Source organism: Prodigiosinella confusarubida (assembly GCF_002847015.1).
Taxonomy (GTDB): domain Bacteria; phylum Pseudomonadota; class Gammaproteobacteria; order Enterobacterales; family Enterobacteriaceae; genus Prodigiosinella; species Prodigiosinella aquatilis.
The window spans coordinates 1,841,122-1,858,294 of the sequence record NZ_CP025085.1; the positions used below are offsets into that span (position 1 = coordinate 1,841,122).

Genomic DNA, 17,173 nt, shown 5'->3' on the forward strand with positions numbered 1-17,173 from the left:
AGGAAATCTTCTCGTTTTTTGAGGGACTCTCTCTTGGCATCGTTCCGTGCGATGGAAGCAGACTGGGATCGACGCTTTCTCGATACACGGAGGATTGTGGCTTCCACAGGTAGTTCCATTCTATACGATCGCTCGGAACTCGCCTCTCTCCGGGCGCAGAGGCAGTTGATTGATGTTCTTAGTGGCAAAATCGGCATAGATAGACGTGAAGATGTACGTTTTTGTATGCTAGGTGAATTTGTACTCAGCGCATGACTGCGGTACCAGTAACTGGGTCCAGAGCCGAGGGACGGGTGCAGAAGGCATCCGTGGATATGGTGGTCGCGATTTGCTTGTTCGTCAGCTCGAGGAGGCATTGACGCTTCCCGCAAGTCTTTCCCTTACAGTGCATGGATGAGGAAGTACAATAAGATGGCCTGAGCTTAGGCTCTGCTTAAATCACCACAACCGGTCCATGCGTTCCATTGACAGGTCCATCGATTGAGTCACGTCTGATGGCGGTCCATCATGTAAACACGCGACACATGTCGGCACTCACGCGGTTGCCGACATGCTGTCAGTGTGAACTCAGATGGGAAAGTTTGGCTGTACCTCATTTAGTCGTTCACCGGCGACGCTAACTTCCCATCAAGAACATTCGCTTCTTTGTGCCATTTATCGCTACAGAAGGACGAGCCCTTGGGCTGGTGGCTGCTAAACGATTGGCAGATTCCTGCCGTAATAAATGTCCTGCATCTCTCGATACAGTAAATCGGTAATTCTTTTTCGCTCTGTGGATGTTAACGCATCTGGGCTGGCGTTAAACAAATAGTGTTTCAGATCGAAATCCTTTAGCAGCATCTTGGTGTGAAAAATGTTTTCCTGGTAAACATTAACATCCATCAAGTGATACAGCGATTTCATGTTTTCGGACATAAAATTCTGTATTGAATTAATTTTATGGTCAATGAAATGTTTAACGCCGTTGATGTCACGGGTGAATCCACGCACACGATAATCAATAGTGACAATATCGGATTCCAGTTGATGGATTAGATAGTTGAGCGCTTTGAGTGGAGAAATTATGCCACAGGTGGAAACTTCAATATCGGCACGGAAAGTACACAACCCACCTTCCGGATGGCTTTCTGGGTAGGTGTGCACGCAGATATGGCTCTTATCCAGATGAGCGACCACTGAATTGGGCAATGGGCCTGGATGTTCGGAGGTATCTACATCCCGTGGGTCCATCGGTTCTTCGCTAACGAGAATGGTTACGCTAGCTCCCTGCGGTTCGTAGTCTTGCCGGGCGATATTCAGAATATTCGCGCCGATAATTGAACAGGTTTCGGTCAAGATTTCTGTCAGACGGTTTGCATTATATTGCTCATCAATGTAAGCAATATATCCATCACGGTCATCTGGCGTTTTGGCATAACAGATATCATAGATACAAAAACTCAGGCTTTTGGTCAGATTGTTAAAGCCGTGCAGTTTCAGCTTTTGCAATTTAAGTCACCCCCTTATGGATGCAGGACATCAGCGGGAAGCTGATAATGCATTCAGTAAATACTGTGGCAGAGCAAAACTGCCGATATGGATTGCCGGATTGTAATAACGGCATTCAATTTCTGCGCTAGCAAAACGATGCTGTAGTTTATCCAAGCTGATTTGTCGTAAGTCTGGATCATTACAGGCCCAGGCGAACGTCATGATTCCCCCGTAATAGGTTGGAACCGCGGCCTGATAAAAGCTGACGTCACTGAAATAGTGACTCAGCTTTTTATGACTGTTCACAGCTTCTTCCTGTTGCAGGAAACAAACCCCATTCTGCGCTACAAAAATGCCGCCTTCATTCAGACAACGGGCGCAGCCCTGATAAAAATCCGAGGTAAACAGGCTTTCACCGGGACCAATCGGGTCGGTGCAGTCGGATATAATCACATCAAATTTTTCGTGACACTGTTTCACGAAATTCACGCCATCATCAATGATTAGCCGAAAACGGGGGTCATTGTACGCGCCAGCATTGTGTTGTGGCAGATACTGACGACAAAATGCTACAACGCTCGCATCAATTTCTACCATAGTGATCTGCTCGACGTTGCGATGACGGCATATTTCACGCAACATAGCGCCATCTCCTCCGCCAATAATCAGAATTCGTTTGGCGTTGCCGTGTGCAAGTAACGGGACATGGGTGAGCATTTCATGATAGATAAACTCATCACGCTCTGTGGTTTGTACCACGCCATCTAGTGCCATCATTCGGCCCAGCGCGGCATTTTCAAAGATGATCAAATCCTGATGGTCGGTTTTTTCATGATAAAGCACATGGTCGATAGAAAAATACTGACCGAAGTTGGCATGTAGTGTTTCATACCAAATTTCTTTCTGGGACATGTTAGGGCTTCCTCCGCGATAACAGCCATGAAAATTGGCGCGCTATAATAGCCAACTATCAAGGTGCTTGCACGGTCGAATTTCATGCAATGTAAAGGCGGAGGCTCAATTACTGCGTACTGACGAGTAAACTGAGCGAATTTTGAGCAAGTGCCTGGCATTTTTGGGGCGTAGGAATAGCGATGCCACTGAGGTCGCGATAGCTCGCTTCTCCCAGTTCGATCATGTTGTACGTATTATAATTATCGAGATTCCAGCGATTTTGCTGGGCAAAAACCACCAGTGCCCGACGGATCTGATCGTTGGGTAAGTTATGATAACCACAGTTATTTTTCAGATATACAAAGATAGCCGTAAGATCAGCCAGATCCTCCGCTTCAAATTCGTTGAGTGCCTTACTGGCGGATGAAAAGCTAAAAAGACCGATCAGAAGTAGCACCAGTGCCGAATTTTTCATGTTTCAACCTGTTTCAGATACCGTCAGATGACGTTATCACAGTTATTCCGCATGGTTTCAAACTTATTCTGATATATAGCCGATAAAAAGCGGGTGAACATAGCAGTGAAGTATGACAAATATCGAAACGATATATTTCGGCTGCTATGATGGAGATTAGAGTCCTGCTGGTTTGGGAACTTCGATATATTCACCATTAATGGTGCGTTTGTAGTAAGTACCCTCTTTGACATAAAAACGTTCGCCATTGATGTCCAGTACCGTCAGACCACCGTGTGAAAGGGCATTGGCAGCGGGTGGTGGTGTTACGATTATGTAGTGTCCATGCTCTTGCTGATAAAAAATGCCGTTCAGGACATAATAAGTTAACCCGGCAATCAACACGGTTTCCACTCCTGGGGGCAAATGGTCAACATAGACACCCGGTTCATGACGGTGTGCCGGTATTGGTGCCTGGCCTGGTCCGCCAGGCCCAGGTGCCGCAATCACTACTGCGGGTGGTAACAGATTGAACATGAATATGACGAGTAGTGCTGCTGACGTTTTCATAACAGGTATTCCATTTAACCGCAGCCAAGTTCAATTATCTTAGACCCTGAATTATTTCCCTGCTTTTTCTTCCTTAGGTTTCTGTGGTAACGGCGGAATTTCCCTTACGCTGACATTGACTTCATAGGTTTTCCCCTGGACCTTGGGAACATTTGTCATCAGTTTGTTCAGTGCCTGTACGGGATCATTGGTTTGCAGTGAAGCTTGATATAGTGCTGGCATTGGCGGTTGAAATGGGGGAAAAGGTGGATGTCCTTCACCGTTTTCAGTAGCAAATGGTGGCTGATGTTCCGGATAGGCCGCCTCCCCGGGTATTGCGGCAATCAGGGAAAAGCAGGTGATGAACATAGCCGTGCCACAAATTTTGGATAATGTTTTCATAATGCACCTCTCATGTTGTATAGGCATATGAAAAACGTTATACCGCCATGGTGCAATGTGCTTTACGCACTTTTATTCGGTGATAACGATATCCTGATTATCTTGTAAAAACGCTGTTATTTTCACCATTGTGCTTGCGTTATCCCTACATGGGGTATTAATTATCTCATTCCATGAATTGGTTTGCCGAGCTGACCCAGGCACTGGTATGTTTTTCAAAACCAATTTTGGGATAGTAACCGACAGCCTGTGGGGCGGCCAGCAGTACGATTTTGCACTGTGGACTTAATTGTCGGGCCGTTTCCTTGATCAGCCGTTTACCAATACCATGATGCTGAAAGTTTTCATCGACGGCCAAATCAGAAAGGTAACAGCAGTAACAAAAGTCTGTCACGCTGCGAGCTATTCCAACCAGCTCATCGTTATGCCAAGCTGAAATCAATAAGTCTGCTTGAGCCAGCATTTCTTCCAGAACCGTTCGATTTGTCAGTGGCCGGCGTGGACCTAACGTTGTTTTCGCCAGAAGTGCAGTGAATTGGTCAATGGTGAGTGGTACATTGATTTTATAGGTAATTTCAATATGTGATTGGTTCATGAAAACGTCCTTGAGAGAATAGGGTGGTTTTAGCCTTTCTGTTATACTCCACGTCCAGACTTTTATGGTCCGCACTGGTTGCGTATCAACCTTGGCGTATCGCCCGGTGGGTGATGCTGAATATTTTTGACTCAATGAGTTGTTAGTATGATGAAACATACGGTGGAAGTCATGATTTCCGAACAGGAAATCAAAGCACGGGTTGCCGAGCTGGGCCGCCAAATTAGCGAGCACTACTGGAATAGCGGTAGTGCAATGGTTTTGGTCGGGTTACTGCGTGGTTCTTTCATTTTTATGGCGGATTTATGCCGGTCAATTGAGGTCTCTCATGAGGTGGATTTCATGACGGCATCCAGTTACGGTAATAGTATGAATTCCTCTCGCGATGTGAAAATCCTTAAAGATCTGGATGAGGATATTCGTGGTAAAGATGTATTGATCGTTGAAGATATTATCGATTCTGGCAATACTCTCAGCCGGGTTCGTGAAATTCTGCAATTACGTGAGCCTAAATCACTGGCGATTTGTACCCTGTTGGATAAACCTGAGCGCAGGGAAGTGAATGTACCGGTTGAGTGGGTGGGCTTCTCAATTCCTGATGAGTTCGTGGTTGGGTATGGTATTGATTTTGCTCAGCATTATCGTCATCTGCCTTTCATCGGTAAGATTGTGCCGTAATAGTCAGGTACAGATGACCTGGTGGAATATCCGGCACAAGTGATCAGACGGCGTAAATAACGCCCATCAACAAAATGATGGGTGTGTTGTATTATACCAAGGAGGAAATTGCGCGACGATAACGCTGTTCCAGCGTTTCCCGGCTAGTGGCTGTTACTTCCAAATCGCGTAATCTGCCATCCTGAATGCCGTAAACCCAGCCATGAATCATGACTTTTTGGCTTCGTTTCCAGGCGGACTGCATGATAGTGGAGTGTCCGAGGTTATAAACTTGCTCAATCACATTGATTTCACACAATTTATCGAAGCGTTGCTCGGGAGGAAGTTCACCCAACAGTGAGCTATGCTTATACCATAGATCCCGAATATGCAGTAGCCAGTTATCGATTAAGCCCAACTCAGGGTTTTCTACCGCTGCTTCTACGCCTCCGCAACCGTAGTGACCACAAATGATGATGTGCTCGACTTCCAGTACTTCTACGGCATATTGCACGACGGAAAGACAGTTCAAGTCAGTATGAATAACCAGATTGGCTACATTGCGGTGAACAAACAGTTCTCCCGGTTCAAGCCTGGTCAGGCTTTCTGCCGGAACGCGACTGTCTGAACAACCAATCCATAAAAAGCGTGGACGTTGTGTTAACGCCAATCGTTCAAAGTAGCCAGGATCCTCTTCCACTATTTTTTCGGACCAGTGCTGGTTGTTGGCGATAATCGTTTCAATCGTTTTCATGAAAGTAAATGACCTGTAACAACAAAGGACTGAGCAAGGTAATATAGAGCAACCAATACTGTTTTAACATCGAAAATTGAAGCACTCACTGATAATAAGGTACGTTTTTTCTTATGACATATGCACTGGAATTGTCGGCGTTAACCAAGACCTATTCAGGTGGAGTCAAGGCACTGAGAGGGATTGATTTGTGCGTAGAAGCTGGGGATTTCTACGCCTTGCTGGGGCCGAATGGGGCCGGGAAATCTACTATCATCGGTATCATCAGTTCGTTGGTCAATAAAACCTCCGGCAAAGTTAAGGTATTTGGTTATGACCTTAATCAGGATATTGTGAATGCCAAACGGCAGTTGGGGCTGGTGCCGCAGGAATTTAACTTCAACCCGTTTGAAACGGTATTACAGATCGTCATTAATCAAGCTGGATACTATGGTGTCCCGCGCAAGACGGCTATGGAACGGTCAGAGAAATATCTCAACCAGCTTGACCTGTGGGGAAAGCGTAATGAGCGCGCTCGGATGCTCTCCGGTGGGATGAAACGCCGTCTGATGATCGCCCGTGCGCTGATGCATGAACCCAAACTATTGATTCTGGATGAGCCCACCGCCGGGGTAGATATTGAGCTACGTCGCTCCATGTGGGGTTTTTTGAAAGAACTGAACGGGCAGGGCACTACCATCATTCTTACTACTCATTATCTGGAAGAAGCCGAAATGCTATGCCGTAATATCGGCATTATTCAGAATGGGCAATTGATCGAGAACACGTCAATGAAGCAATTGCTGGCGCAACTGAAGTCTGAAACCTTCATCTTTGATCTGGCAGCGAAAAGCGCGTTACCCCGGCTGGAAGGATATAAACATCAGTTGGTGGATACCTCCACACTTGAGGTGGATGTGATGCGTGAGCAAGGACTGAATGGTATTTTCAGTCAGCTTAGCGCACAGGGCATCCAGATTCTAAGTATGCGTAATAAAGCTAATCGGCTAGAAGAACTGTTTGTCGCCCTGGTAAATGATAACGGAGATCAAGCATGAATGGTTTGTATTGGGTGGCGTTGCAGAGTATCTGGATAAAAGAAGTGACTCGTTTTGCCCGTATTTGGGTACAAACGCTGGTACCGCCGGTTATCACCATGACGCTCTATTTCATTATTTTCGGTAATTTGATTGGTTCCCGTATCGGTGATATGGGTGGCTTTGGCTATATGCAATTTATTGTTCCCGGATTAATCATGATGTCGGTGATTACCAATGCTTACGCCAACGTTGCGTCTTCTTTTTTTAGCGCTAAATTTCAGCGCAATATTGAAGAGTTGCTGGTTGCACCGGTACCAACGCATATCATTATCATCGGTTACATTGGTGGTGGCATTGCCCGCGGTGTCTGTGTCGGGATGCTGGTAACTGTAGTTTCGCTGTTTTTTGTACCACTTCAGGTTCATGCCTGGTGGATGATTGTGGTCACCTTGTTATTAACCGCTATGCTGTTTTCACTGGCTGGGTTGTTAAATGCGGTCTTCGCTAAAACCTTTGATGACATCAGCCTTATTCCAACGTTTGTGCTGACACCGCTGACTTACCTCGGTGGGGTGTTCTACTCACTGACATTATTATCTCCATTTTGGCAGGCTGTCTCAAAACTGAATCCGATTGTTTATATGATCAGCGGTTTCCGATATGGCTTTTTGGGTATTAATGATGTGCCACTGGTGCTGACCATGACAGTATTGGTCGCTTTTATTGCGATTTTTTATTTGTTGGTATGGTGGTTGATTGACCGCGGACGTGGTCTTCGCACTTGAAGAATCAATAGTCTCGAGAAGGCGGTGTTGCACCGCCTTTTTTACATATCAGGCGACTTGTACCGGAATGGATTTCGCTTTGCGTTGTAGCTCATTATTACCAGCGAAGTAGGCTACTTTCGGATGGTGTTCATGAGCTTGTTCATCGGGCATCTGAACGTAGGAGCAAATAATCAGCTTATCGCCAACGCAGGCGCAACGGGCGGCCGCCCCGTTCACAGAAATGATGTGTGATCCGCGTTCGGCAGCAATCGCATAGGTGGAGAAACGCTGACCGTTATCCACATTGTAAATATCAATCGCTTCATATTCGAGAATGCCCGCAGCATCCATAAAGTCCTGATCAATGGCACAGGAGCCTTCGTAGTGTAAATCTGCCTGAGTGACTTTCACCCGGTGCAGTTTGCCTTGCAGCATGGTACGTATCATCGGTTTATCATCCTGGTATATAAATTCATGCGGTTAAATCAACCTGCTGGTTATCAATCAGGCGCGCTTTACCGAGCCAGGCGGCCATTAGTACCACCGCTCGGGTGCTGTCGCTCGTTAACGGTTGCAACGTGTCAGCATCACGAACAAACAGCTCATCAGGTGTAAACCCTGCATCGCGCAGTGATGCTTCCGCCTGGGTGAGCATGTCATCTATCCGCCGGTCGCCATTTGTTAGTTGCTCCACAATGGAGAGCATGATCTGGTGGATTCTGGGGGCAACCTGGCGATCTTCTGCATTGAGATAACCATTACGCGAACTCAGTGCCAGCCCGTCTTTGGCCCGAACTATAGGAACTCCGACGATATTAATGTCGTAACCCATGTCTTCCACCATCCGACGGATAAGCGCTAACTGTTGATAATCTTTTTCCCCAAAGCAGGCAATATCGGGTTGAACCAGATTAAATAGCTTGCTGACTACGGTTGCCACACCACGAAAATGCCCTGGCCGGCTGGCACCTTCAAGTATATGGGAAAGTGTTGGAACCTCAACAAAGGTTTGCTGTTCCAGCCCGTTGGGATAGATGATGTCTGGAGAGGGAGCAAAAACCAGGTCAACCCCGCGCTGAGTCAGCTTTTCGCAATCCTCTTGCAAGGTTCGCGGGTAATGGGATAAATCGTCAGGCCGTTCAAACTGTAGCGGGTTGACAAAAATGCTGGTCACAACGATGTCGGCTTGCGCTTTGGCTTCATCCACCAGTGCCATGTGACCATCATGCAGATTGCCCATGGTTGGCACCAGGGCAATACGTTTACCTTCTTGCCGCCAGCGACGAATTTCGCGGTGCAGCATGAGAGGTGTTTCAATAATCAGCACTCCAATTCTCCTGCGTTAATGGAAGGTATGTTGATCTTCGGGATAGATCCCTTGCTCAACTTCCTGCACATAAAGGCGTACGGCGGCGCGGATATCCCCACTCTGGGCGAGAAAGTTTTTGGCAAATTTGGGCGTTTGTTCACCCGTGATGCCAAGTGCATCGTGCATCACCAGAATCTGTCCGTCGGTAACGTTACCTGCTCCAATACCAATCACCGGGATAGACAACGCTTCGGTAACGCATTTTGCCAGTGATACCGGCACGCATTCGAGTACCAGCAGTTGTGCCCCAGCCTGTTCCAGATTCAGTGCATCTTCCAGCAGGCGATTTGCTGTCACCTCTTCGCGACCCTGAACCTTGTAGCCGCCAAAAACGTTTACTGACTGAGGCGTCAGGCCCAAATGTCCACAAACCGGTACAGCACGCTCAGTCAGCATACGCACTGTGGGCACCAGCCAACTACCGCCTTCCAGCTTGACCATATTGGCACCAGCGCGCATCAGTTCGGCGGCCTGCAGACAGGCCTGTTCCGGGGTGGCGCAGCTCATGAACGGCATATCGGATAATAGCAGGCAGTGTGGTGCTCCACGGCGTACACAGCGGGTATGGTAGACGATATCCTCTATTGTTACGGGGAGTGTAGAGTCGTGCCCCTGCAAGGTCATACCAAGAGAATCGCCAACCAACATAACCTGTACGCCTTGTTCAAAGAAAAGCCGGGAAAAACTAGCGTCATAGGCTGTAATTGAAGCAAATTTTTTTTGTTCCAGCTTCCACTGGCGTAAATGGGATAGGGTAGTCGTTTTCATGACAACTTTCCTGAGTCAATGTAGATAACACTTAAAGGAGAAACATTCTAATGGAAGCTGACAATGAGCGGTAGCGTTGCGGTTTTACTTTGAAAAAGAGAGTAATCAGGGCGTATTGGGGATGGGCCACAACATCAAACCATTGCGGGGAACTTGTTTTAGCTGTTCCGCCAGCGAGCTTCCATCCGGGAAAACAAGTTCAGGCGCGATTTCCGCCAGAGGATAGAGCATGAACTCACGGTTTTTCATATCGTAATGCGGTACGGTCAGGCGTTCGGTATTGATGATTGCATCACCAAATAGCAGGATGTCGAGATCCAGTGTCCGTGGTCCCCAGCGTTGGGCTTTACGCACCCTCCCTTGTTCCTGTTCGATACGCTGGGTGTGATCCAACAGGCATTCAGCCGTAAGATGAGTGTCCAGTTCAGCCACCGCATTGAGGTAATCAGGCTGATCTTGTGGCCCCAGTGGACGAGAGCGATAAAAAGAAGAACAGCATACCAGTCTGGTTTGCGGAACGGCATCCAATGCCGCCAGCGCGGCACTGACTTGCTGCAAAGGGTGAGTCAAATTGCTGCCCAGCGCCAGGTAAACCCGTGGCATCAGGATTTTCCCGGAGCAGCGGGTCGTTTGCGTGGGCGGCGCGAACGACGGTGCGGCGTCGGGCCATCATCCAGTGAATTGAGCATCACTTGCTGACGCGGAGGTGGTGCTACCTGAAATTCTCCCCACCACTGCGTTAGACGTTGTAATTCCGGGTGATGCTCAATGTCAGCACGAAGAGCGAGCAGATCATAGGCAGCACGGAATTTAGGGTGCTCCATCAACTTGTAAGCCCGTTTCCCCTGACGACGCGACAGTCGTAACTGTAATTGCCAGATATCGCGGATTAACGACGTGATCCGTTTCGGGATTGACAATGAACGACACTGTTCATCCAGCACATCATTCATTGCCAGTGCAAAAGCCTCAAAATAAGCCAAGCCACTTTCTTGTGTCAGTTTCTGCGCATGTTCAATCAACGGATACCACAACATGGCGGAAAACAGGAACGCAGGATTGACGCGCATATCGTTCTGAATGCGTTGGTCGGTATTTTTCAGTACCTGAATGATCATCCGTTCCAGATTGGTTTGACCTTCCTCGGTGAAATGGCTGCTGATGAGGGGAAATAGAGGCTGGAACAGTTGGTACTGACACAACATCACGTAAGTGGGGTAACCATAGCCAGCTTGCAATAGTTTCAGTGACTCTTCAAACATCCGTGCTGAGGGAATGTCATGCAGTAATGCTGCCAGCCGTGGAATCGGTTCTGCGGTTTCCGGGCTGAGCTTCATGTTCAGTTTGGCGGCAAAACGCACAGCACGTAGCATTCGCACCGGATCTTCACGGTAACGGGTTTCCGGTTCACCAATCATACGGATAATCCCCTGACGTAAATCACTCATGCCATTGGTGTAGTCGCGTACCGTAAAATCAGAAATGCTGTAGTAGAGGCTATTGATGGAGAAATCACGCCGTTGAGCGTCTTCTTCAATGGTGCCGAAAATATTGTCACGCAGCAGCATTCCATTCTGGTCTCGCTGCGCGGCATTTTTTATCTGCGGTTCCCCATTTTGTTCATGATGGCCGCGAAACGTAGCGACTTCGATCACTTCAGATCCAAACATCACATGAGCGAGACGAAAACGGCGGCCAACCAGCCGACAATTACGGAATAGTTTACGTACCTGTTCTGGTGTGGCATTGGTGGTGATATCAAAGTCTTTAGGTTTTTTACCCAGAAGCAGGTCACGTACACCACCACCGACCAGATAAGCCTCATAGCCCGCTTTGTTCAAGCGATAAAGTACCTTCAGTGCATTTTCACTAATGTCACGGCGTGAAATAGTGTGCTGGTCACGCGGGATTACCGTCAGCGGTTGGGGCTCTGTGCCTGACTCAGCCATTTCGTTTTCACGATTCAGTACTTTACGGCAAAAATTAGCTACTCGGGTAAAAATAATACACCTCGATAGTGATGAAGAATTAACAGTACAATAAAAATAGCGGCTAATCATAGCTCACCCTCAGCCCTTTGAGAATGCTGATGTGATTTTCGGCGCAGGAATGATCGCTTTTGAGGGTACTGAAGATAACGACCAGTGCGCAATAGCCCATGTTAGCAGCATGGTTAGACTGAGATCCCGCCAGCATTCAGGCAACGGCTGGCATAGAAATGCCAGCGCTTGTATCAAAATTTGACGGGGATCGCCGTCCGGGAGTGGAGGAGCGTGGTTCTGTTTGGATAATTTATCGCCAAATGTATTCAATACCAGTGGTAAATGCACATACGATGGCGGTGTATAACCGAATTGCCGATAAAGCGTTAGCTGGTGTACTGTCGGCTCAATCAAATCTGCACCACGTACAATCTCGGTGATACCCTGTTGGTGATCATCCACAACAACCGCTAGATTATAGGCAAACAGACCATCTCGCCGATGAATGATAAAGTCTTCACTGGCCAGTGCCGGGTCGGTATGGATTTCACCGCGCAACTGGTCGTAAAAACTGAATATAGGTGACGTTTGCCGTAGCCTCAGCGCGGCATTATCGGCGCCCCGGTTAAGTGTGCGGCAATAGCCATCGTAGTGACCGCCAATCTGTTGAATACGTTGACGGGGGCAGATGCAGTAATAACACAGACCTTGTTGCTTTAGTTGATGCAAGGCAGAAAGGTAAAGGTCATGACGTTGGGATTGGTAAACCACTGGACCATCCCACAGCAGACCATAATGCTCTAGTTGCTTAAGAATACGGTTGGCTGAGCCAGGTACTTCACGTGGGGGATCGATATCTTCAATTCGCACCAACCACTGGCCGTGGTTTGCACGCGCTTGTAGATAGCTGCCCAGAGCGGCAACCAAAGAGCCGAAATGTAAATCGCCAGACGGGGATGGAGCAAAACGTCCGACATAATACTGCCTTTCGGACATACTTATGTTGCATTTAGACATGTGTTGAAATGAAGCGGGAAAGCATTTGCTTTCCCGCTTGGCGAATTACCCTGCCATCTGTTTTTCGCGTATTTCTGCCAATGTTTTGCAGTCAATACACAGGTCGGCAGTAGGACGGGCCTCAAGACGGCGAATACCAATCTCTACACCACAGGACTCACAATAACCAAAGTCCTCGTCTTCAATTTTCTGCAATGTCTTAGCGATTTTTTTGATCAGTTTACGTTCACGATCACGGTTGCGCAGTTCAAGGCTGAATTCTTCTTCCTGAGCGGCACGATCCACCGGATCGGGAAAGTTGGCGGCCTCATCTTGCATGTGCGATACGGTTCGATCCACTTCATCCCTGAGTTGGTTGCGCCATGCTTCAAGAATACGCCTGAAATGAGACAGCTGAGCGTCGTTCATGTATTCTTCGCCCGGCTTCTCCTGGTACGGCTCCACTCCGGCAATTGCGAGAATGCTCAGAGAGGATGTCTTACGGTTTTGCCCTTCTTGCATGTTGCTTCTCCTACATAACACGACACGCACTATCGCTCCCCATGAGGGGAAAAAACAGGCCGCTATAAATAACAGATGGATGCTAGGTTGGCAATGATTCCTGACACTGGCCTGATAAAGTGTGAGGAATGACGTATTCCTGCTAGATGATACATAACGTACAACAGGGCGTCAGCTTGTGGTTGTCACGTTATTGAACAACGGTAGCCGATGTCCCCAGATAATACCATTGGGAGATATATATGCACCGTAACACAAAATTTCAACCCCCTGACGCTGTGCCTGAACGAATAATTCGGCATATCGCTGGTCGATATGTCGAGCTGGGGAAACCTGAGTGATTGCTGAGTGCAGCACAGCAAAAAACAGAACTGCCCGTTGGCCGTTGGCCACTACGTATTGCAGTTCGCGCAGATGCTTTTGCCCACGCAGTGTTACCGTATCGGGAAAGTAACCACATCCTTGTTGCAATAACGTGACAGATTTAACTTCAATATAGCAGTTAATTTTTGCGGGTGCTTTTAATAACAGGTCGATCCGGCTGTTTTCCGAGCCATAACGAACTTCTCTTTTTACCGTGCTGTAACCACTAAGTTCGGGTATCTGATTAGCCAATAACGCTTCATGTACTAGCGTATTGGCACGTAATGTATTGATGCAGATCCAGTCTCCCTGTTGTGTTTCTGTCAATTCCCAGGTGTGGGGATATTTGCGTTTGTTATTATTGGAAGTGGAATACCAGACGGTATCGCCAGGTGTGGCGCATCCGGTCATGGCGCCTGTATTGGGGCAATGCAGCGTCAATTCCTCACCATCGGCGGTGATCACATCGGCAAGAAAGCGTTTGTAACGTTTAATCAGTCTTGCTGGTTGCAGGCGGGGCGAGTAGTCCATTTATAGTGTGTTCTCAGGAGGTCAGTGACCAGCTTGATAATGATTGGTAGCGGGTATGCCCATTCTCATACAGCGATTCATAAAGAGAAAAGTGAGTCATCGGGATTGTCCAGGAAAAGGTCTCTGCTGGCAATGCCACTGGGCGTGTGGCACCTCGTAGCAGTGTAATATGCGGATGAAACGGTTGTCTGCTTTGATGGCAACCGCTGTGAGCCGCCTGTGAGCGCAATAACTCGGCTAACTGCAACAGTCCACGTGGTGCCTGACGACAGCCCAACCAGACGATGCCCGAACGCGGCCACTGTCCAGTATCGTTGATTGTCACTGTAAATGCTGGCTGGCGGATGCGACTGGCCAGGTCGCGTAGCGTCTGGCATTTTCGTTCACTGATTTCACCCAGAAACGCCAGTGTCAGGTGCAGGCTCGCAGCGGCGACGGGTCGTCCGGCCTCTGGCAAAAAATGCTCAGCACGCCAGCGGATCATCTGCTGACGGATGTCATCCGGTATGGATAGGGCAAAAAACAGACGGGAAGTAGGGTTCATGTCAAGCTCTCTGTTCTGGTTCTTTCCGATGCTACAATGTCAGCCGCTTAAAGTTAATTATTACGGAGTCCCTGTGAGTTTACCGCCTGTCAGTGCCGTGCTGGAGGATGTCATCAATGCGCTGCACACCTCGCCCCAGGTCATGTTGCATGCCCCCACGGGTGCGGGGAAATCTACCTGGTTGCCGTTGCAACTATTGCAACAGGGCGGTTTTTCCGGCCGAATCATCATGCTGGAGCCACGGCGTCTGGCAGCCAGGAGTGTGGCCTGGCGTCTGGCCGAAAGCCTGGGGGAAGAACCGGGACAAACGGTGGGATATCGCATGCGCTCGGAAACCTGTATCAGTAAGTTCACCCGGCTGGAAGTGGTGACCGAAGGTATTCTGACCCGGATGTTGCAGCAGGATGCCGAACTTCAGGGTATTGCGCTGGTGATTCTGGATGAGTTTCATGAACGTAGCTTACAGGCCGATCTGGCGCTTGCTCTGTTGCTGGATATTCAGCGGGGGCTACGGGACGATCTTCGACTGCTGATTATGTCCGCTACACTGGATAATCAACGTCTTTCTCTTTTATTGCCGCAATCTGGCAATGTGATATCCGAAGGCCGCGCTTATCCGGTTGTTAGACATTATCGGCCGTTGGCGGCGCAAGAGCGGCTGGAAGAGGGAATGTCTCGCCTGATTTACCGTTTGTTGCAGGACGAAACCGGATCGTTACTGGTATTTTTACCCGGTGTAGCGGAAATTAGACGGGTTCATGCCATGCTGGTTGACAGGGTTGCGATGGATACCGATCTCTGCCCACTGTATGGTGCGTTAACCCTCGGCGATCAGCAAAAAGCGATTCGGGTCCCGGCGGAGGGGCGGCGTAAAGTGGTACTGGCTACCAATATTGCAGAAACCAGTCTGACGATTGACGGTATCCGTGTCGTGGTAGACAGTGGTTTGGAACGAGTCGCTCAGTTTGACGTGAAAAGTGGGTTGACGTGCCTGGTGACCCAGCGTATCAGCCAGGCCTCCATGACTCAGCGTGCGGGTCGGGCGGGGCGTTTGTCTCCTGGCGTCTGCTGGCACCTGTTTTCCAAAGAGCAGGCTGAACGGGCTACCAGCCAAAGTGAAGCGGAAATTCTTAACAGTGATTTATCCGGTCTGTGGCTGGATTTGTTGCAGTGGGGTTGCCATGATGTGAATCAGCTTGACTGGTTGGATACGCCGCCGGTAACCGCGCTGAATGCGGCCAGGCAACTGTTGCATCAGTTATCCATTACTGACCAACAAGGAAAACTGACCTTTACTGGACGTCAGATTGCGTCGCTAGGTTGTGATCCCCGCCTCGCCACCATGTTGTATACGGCTGCGGGGCAGAATAATGATGCGCTGGCAACCGCGGCGATGCTGGTGGCTATTATCGAAGAGCCGCCACGCAGTGGATCACTGAATCTGTCAGATTGGTTGCACCGGCCTGCCAGTCATTGGCAACACCGAGCCCGGCAGCTTATCCGACGTGTTAATGGTGGGCATGGTCATATTAATGAGGCGTTGGCTGCGGCATTGTTGGCGATTGGTTTCCCTGATCGTATTGCCCGGCGACGGGGTCAGGATGGGCGTTATTTGCTGGCTAATGGTATCGGTGCCCAGATACCGGCCGATGATGCCCTCTCGGCAACTGAGTGGTTGATCATCCCGTCACTCATGCAAAAGCATGATAGTGCCGACGCGCGGGGTCTCTTGGCGCTACCGCTTGCGATAAATGCACTGACGCAGCAGTTACCGAGCTTGTTAAACGAACTCAACGTTGTGCACTGGGATGAAGAAAAGGGTACTCTGCACGCTAGTCGACGCAGTCAGGTTGGGTGCCTGACGTTACGCACGCAGCCACTGGCCAAACCCTCTGATGACGAGTTCCGGCGGGCTATGCTGAACTGGCTACGAGAGCAGGGATTATCAGTTCTGAACTGGGATGCTGCATCATTACAGTTGCGGGCGAGGATCCAGTGCGCCCGGCAGTGGTTACCGGAAGTGGCGTGGCCGGCAGTGGATGACGAAACGTTGTTGCTGACGCTGGAGCAGTGGTTGCTACCTTCACTGTCTGGTGTGCGCGATCTGCGAGCGCTTCGTCAAATTGATCTGAGCGACGCTTTGCTGCGGTTGCTTAACTGGTCGCAGCGGCAACGGCTGGATAACGCATTGCCTAGCTATTACACTGTGCCGGGTGGGAGCCGACTGCCTATTTGTTATTACGAGGACAAACTACCCACTCTGGCTGTTCGGTTACAGGAAATGTTTGGTGAACAGCAAAGTCCGCAATTGGCGGACGGGCGGGTGTCACTGGTGTTGGAGCTGTTGTCTCCGGCGCAGCGACCATTGCAGATTACTCGTGATCTGGCTGCATTTTGGCAGGGGGCGTATCGGGAAGTGCAAAAAGAGATGAAAGGGCGCTATCCCAAACATGTCTGGCCCGATGATCCGGCCAATGCCGTACCGACCAGACGGACCAAAAAATATCAAAATCATTAATTTCAGATGTTTCCCCCTT

20 protein-coding genes are annotated in these 17,173 nt (G+C 49.0%); 4 read left to right on the forward strand and 16 right to left on the reverse strand.

What is annotated here, in order from left to right:
- Positions 1-693 precede the first annotated feature (693 nt).
- From speD to CWC46_RS08580, 6 genes are all read right to left on the reverse strand, one after another.
- On the reverse strand, positions 694-1,488 hold the full coding sequence (gene speD / locus CWC46_RS08555) for an adenosylmethionine decarboxylase (RefSeq protein WP_021017004.1): 795 nt from the start codon (positions 1,486-1,488) through the stop codon (positions 694-696).
- Between the two features lie 30 nt (positions 1,489-1,518).
- Positions 1,519-2,382 carry a polyamine aminopropyltransferase gene (gene speE, locus CWC46_RS08560; RefSeq protein WP_021017003.1) on the reverse strand — a complete coding sequence of 288 codons (864 nt, stop codon included), beginning with the start codon at positions 2,380-2,382 and terminating at the stop codon, positions 1,519-1,521.
- A gap of 109 nt (positions 2,383-2,491) precedes the next feature.
- Positions 2,492-2,839, reverse strand: a complete 348-nt coding sequence (locus CWC46_RS08565) for a YacC family pilotin-like protein (protein ID WP_021017002.1) — start codon at positions 2,837-2,839, stop codon at positions 2,492-2,494.
- 156 nt (positions 2,840-2,995) lie between these two features.
- Positions 2,996-3,388 (reverse strand): DUF6515 family protein, encoded by a 393-nt coding sequence (locus CWC46_RS08570; protein WP_021017001.1) that lies wholly within the window; start codon positions 3,386-3,388, stop codon positions 2,996-2,998.
- 51 nt (positions 3,389-3,439) lie between these two features.
- A complete protein-coding gene (locus CWC46_RS08575) occupies positions 3,440-3,769 on the reverse strand; it encodes a hypothetical protein (protein ID WP_021017000.1) in 330 nt (109 codons plus the stop codon).
- 166 nt (positions 3,770-3,935) lie between these two features.
- Positions 3,936-4,364 (reverse strand): GNAT family N-acetyltransferase, encoded by a 429-nt coding sequence (locus tag CWC46_RS08580; RefSeq protein ID WP_021016999.1) that lies wholly within the window; start codon positions 4,362-4,364, stop codon positions 3,936-3,938.
- Positions 4,365-4,514: 150 nt separating this feature from the next.
- Between CWC46_RS08580 and hpt the strand changes: the two genes are divergently transcribed.
- On the forward strand, positions 4,515-5,042 hold the full coding sequence (hpt, locus tag CWC46_RS08585; RefSeq protein WP_037382262.1) for a hypoxanthine phosphoribosyltransferase: 528 nt from the start codon (positions 4,515-4,517) through the stop codon (positions 5,040-5,042).
- 91 nt (positions 5,043-5,133) lie between these two features.
- Here the strand turns inward: hpt and can are convergent, their stop codons facing one another.
- The gene (gene can / locus CWC46_RS08590; RefSeq protein ID WP_021016997.1) at positions 5,134-5,775 is read right to left on the reverse strand and encodes a carbonate dehydratase; all 642 of its coding nucleotides are present in this window, start codon (positions 5,773-5,775) and stop codon (positions 5,134-5,136) included.
- Between the two features lie 113 nt (positions 5,776-5,888).
- Here can and CWC46_RS08595 point away from each other — a divergent pair, with 113 nt between their 5' ends.
- Entirely contained in the window at positions 5,889-6,812 is a 924-nt protein-coding gene (locus tag CWC46_RS08595) for an ABC transporter ATP-binding protein (protein ID WP_021016996.1), read from the forward strand.
- On the forward strand, positions 6,809-7,579 hold the full coding sequence (locus CWC46_RS08600; protein ID WP_021016995.1) for an ABC transporter permease: 771 nt from the start codon (positions 6,809-6,811) through the stop codon (positions 7,577-7,579). Before CWC46_RS08595 ends, CWC46_RS08600 begins: the two co-directional genes overlap by 4 nt.
- 48 nt (positions 7,580-7,627) lie before the next feature.
- On the opposite strand, the gene panD is transcribed toward CWC46_RS08600, so the two are convergent.
- The 9 genes from panD to thpR form a co-directional block, all read right to left on the reverse strand.
- Positions 7,628-8,008, reverse strand: coding sequence for an aspartate 1-decarboxylase (gene panD, locus CWC46_RS08605; protein ID WP_021016994.1), 381 nt, complete (start codon positions 8,006-8,008; stop codon positions 7,628-7,630).
- A 25-nt stretch (positions 8,009-8,033) separates the two neighbouring features.
- The gene (panC, locus tag CWC46_RS08610; protein ID WP_021016993.1) at positions 8,034-8,888 is read right to left on the reverse strand and encodes a pantoate--beta-alanine ligase; all 855 of its coding nucleotides are present in this window, start codon (positions 8,886-8,888) and stop codon (positions 8,034-8,036) included.
- A gap of 15 nt (positions 8,889-8,903) precedes the next feature.
- Positions 8,904-9,698 (reverse strand): 3-methyl-2-oxobutanoate hydroxymethyltransferase, encoded by a 795-nt coding sequence (gene panB, locus CWC46_RS08615; protein ID WP_021016992.1) that lies wholly within the window; start codon positions 9,696-9,698, stop codon positions 8,904-8,906.
- 105 nt (positions 9,699-9,803) lie between these two features.
- The gene (gene folK, locus CWC46_RS08620; protein ID WP_021016991.1) at positions 9,804-10,301 is read right to left on the reverse strand and encodes a 2-amino-4-hydroxy-6-hydroxymethyldihydropteridine diphosphokinase; all 498 of its coding nucleotides are present in this window, start codon (positions 10,299-10,301) and stop codon (positions 9,804-9,806) included.
- Positions 10,301-11,701 carry a polynucleotide adenylyltransferase PcnB gene (gene pcnB, locus CWC46_RS08625; RefSeq protein ID WP_210404729.1) on the reverse strand — a complete coding sequence of 467 codons (1,401 nt, stop codon included), beginning with the start codon at positions 11,699-11,701 and terminating at the stop codon, positions 10,301-10,303. Before pcnB ends, folK begins: the two co-directional genes overlap by 1 nt.
- A 66-nt stretch (positions 11,702-11,767) precedes the next feature.
- Positions 11,768-12,676 carry a tRNA glutamyl-Q(34) synthetase GluQRS gene (gluQRS, locus tag CWC46_RS08630; RefSeq protein WP_021016989.1) on the reverse strand — a complete coding sequence of 303 codons (909 nt, stop codon included), beginning with the start codon at positions 12,674-12,676 and terminating at the stop codon, positions 11,768-11,770.
- 66 nt (positions 12,677-12,742) lie between these two features.
- Positions 12,743-13,198, reverse strand: a complete 456-nt coding sequence (dksA, locus tag CWC46_RS08635; RefSeq protein ID WP_021016988.1) for an RNA polymerase-binding protein DksA — start codon at positions 13,196-13,198, stop codon at positions 12,743-12,745.
- A 171-nt stretch (positions 13,199-13,369) separates the two neighbouring features.
- A complete protein-coding gene (gene sfsA, locus CWC46_RS08640) occupies positions 13,370-14,092 on the reverse strand; it encodes a DNA/RNA nuclease SfsA (protein WP_021016987.1) in 723 nt (240 codons plus the stop codon).
- 13 nt (positions 14,093-14,105) lie between these two features.
- The gene (thpR, locus tag CWC46_RS08645) at positions 14,106-14,636 is read right to left on the reverse strand and encodes an RNA 2',3'-cyclic phosphodiesterase (RefSeq protein WP_021016986.1); all 531 of its coding nucleotides are present in this window, start codon (positions 14,634-14,636) and stop codon (positions 14,106-14,108) included.
- Positions 14,637-14,709: 73 nt separating this feature from the next.
- Between thpR and hrpB the strand changes: the two genes are divergently transcribed.
- Positions 14,710-17,154 carry an ATP-dependent helicase HrpB gene (gene hrpB / locus CWC46_RS08650; RefSeq protein WP_021016985.1) on the forward strand — a complete coding sequence of 815 codons (2,445 nt, stop codon included), beginning with the start codon at positions 14,710-14,712 and terminating at the stop codon, positions 17,152-17,154.
- Positions 17,155-17,173: the final 19 nt, after the last annotated feature.

Coding starts and splice junctions, on each gene's coding strand:
- sfsA (WP_021016987.1), bottom strand. CDS start 14,092: ATGGACTACTCGCCCCGCCTGCAACCAGCAAGACTGATTAAACGTTAC.
- thpR (WP_021016986.1), bottom strand. CDS start 14,636: ATGAACCCTACTTCCCGTCTGTTTTTTGCCCTATCCATACCGGATGAC.
- CWC46_RS08575 (WP_021017000.1), bottom strand. CDS start 3,769: ATGAAAACATTATCCAAAATTTGTGGCACGGCTATGTTCATCACCTGC.
- gluQRS (WP_021016989.1), bottom strand. CDS start 12,676: ATGTCCGAAAGGCAGTATTATGTCGGACGTTTTGCTCCATCCCCGTCT.
- dksA (WP_021016988.1), bottom strand. CDS start 13,198: ATGCAAGAAGGGCAAAACCGTAAGACATCCTCTCTGAGCATTCTCGCA.
- panD (WP_021016994.1), bottom strand. CDS start 8,008: ATGATACGTACCATGCTGCAAGGCAAACTGCACCGGGTGAAAGTCACT.
- panB (WP_021016992.1), bottom strand. CDS start 9,698: ATGAAAACGACTACCCTATCCCATTTACGCCAGTGGAAGCTGGAACAA.
- CWC46_RS08580 (WP_021016999.1), bottom strand. CDS start 4,364: ATGAACCAATCACATATTGAAATTACCTATAAAATCAATGTACCACTC.
- CWC46_RS08565 (WP_021017002.1), bottom strand. CDS start 2,839: ATGAAAAATTCGGCACTGGTGCTACTTCTGATCGGTCTTTTTAGCTTT.
- folK (WP_021016991.1), bottom strand. CDS start 10,301: ATGCCACGGGTTTACCTGGCGCTGGGCAGCAATTTGACTCACCCTTTG.
- speE (WP_021017003.1), bottom strand. CDS start 2,382: ATGTCCCAGAAAGAAATTTGGTATGAAACACTACATGCCAACTTCGGT.
- CWC46_RS08600 (WP_021016995.1), top strand. CDS start 6,809: ATGAATGGTTTGTATTGGGTGGCGTTGCAGAGTATCTGGATAAAAGAA.
- CWC46_RS08570 (WP_021017001.1), bottom strand. CDS start 3,388: ATGAAAACGTCAGCAGCACTACTCGTCATATTCATGTTCAATCTGTTA.
- hpt (WP_037382262.1), top strand. CDS start 4,515: ATGAAACATACGGTGGAAGTCATGATTTCCGAACAGGAAATCAAAGCA.
- can (WP_021016997.1), bottom strand. CDS start 5,775: ATGAAAACGATTGAAACGATTATCGCCAACAACCAGCACTGGTCCGAA.
- CWC46_RS08595 (WP_021016996.1), top strand. CDS start 5,889: ATGACATATGCACTGGAATTGTCGGCGTTAACCAAGACCTATTCAGGT.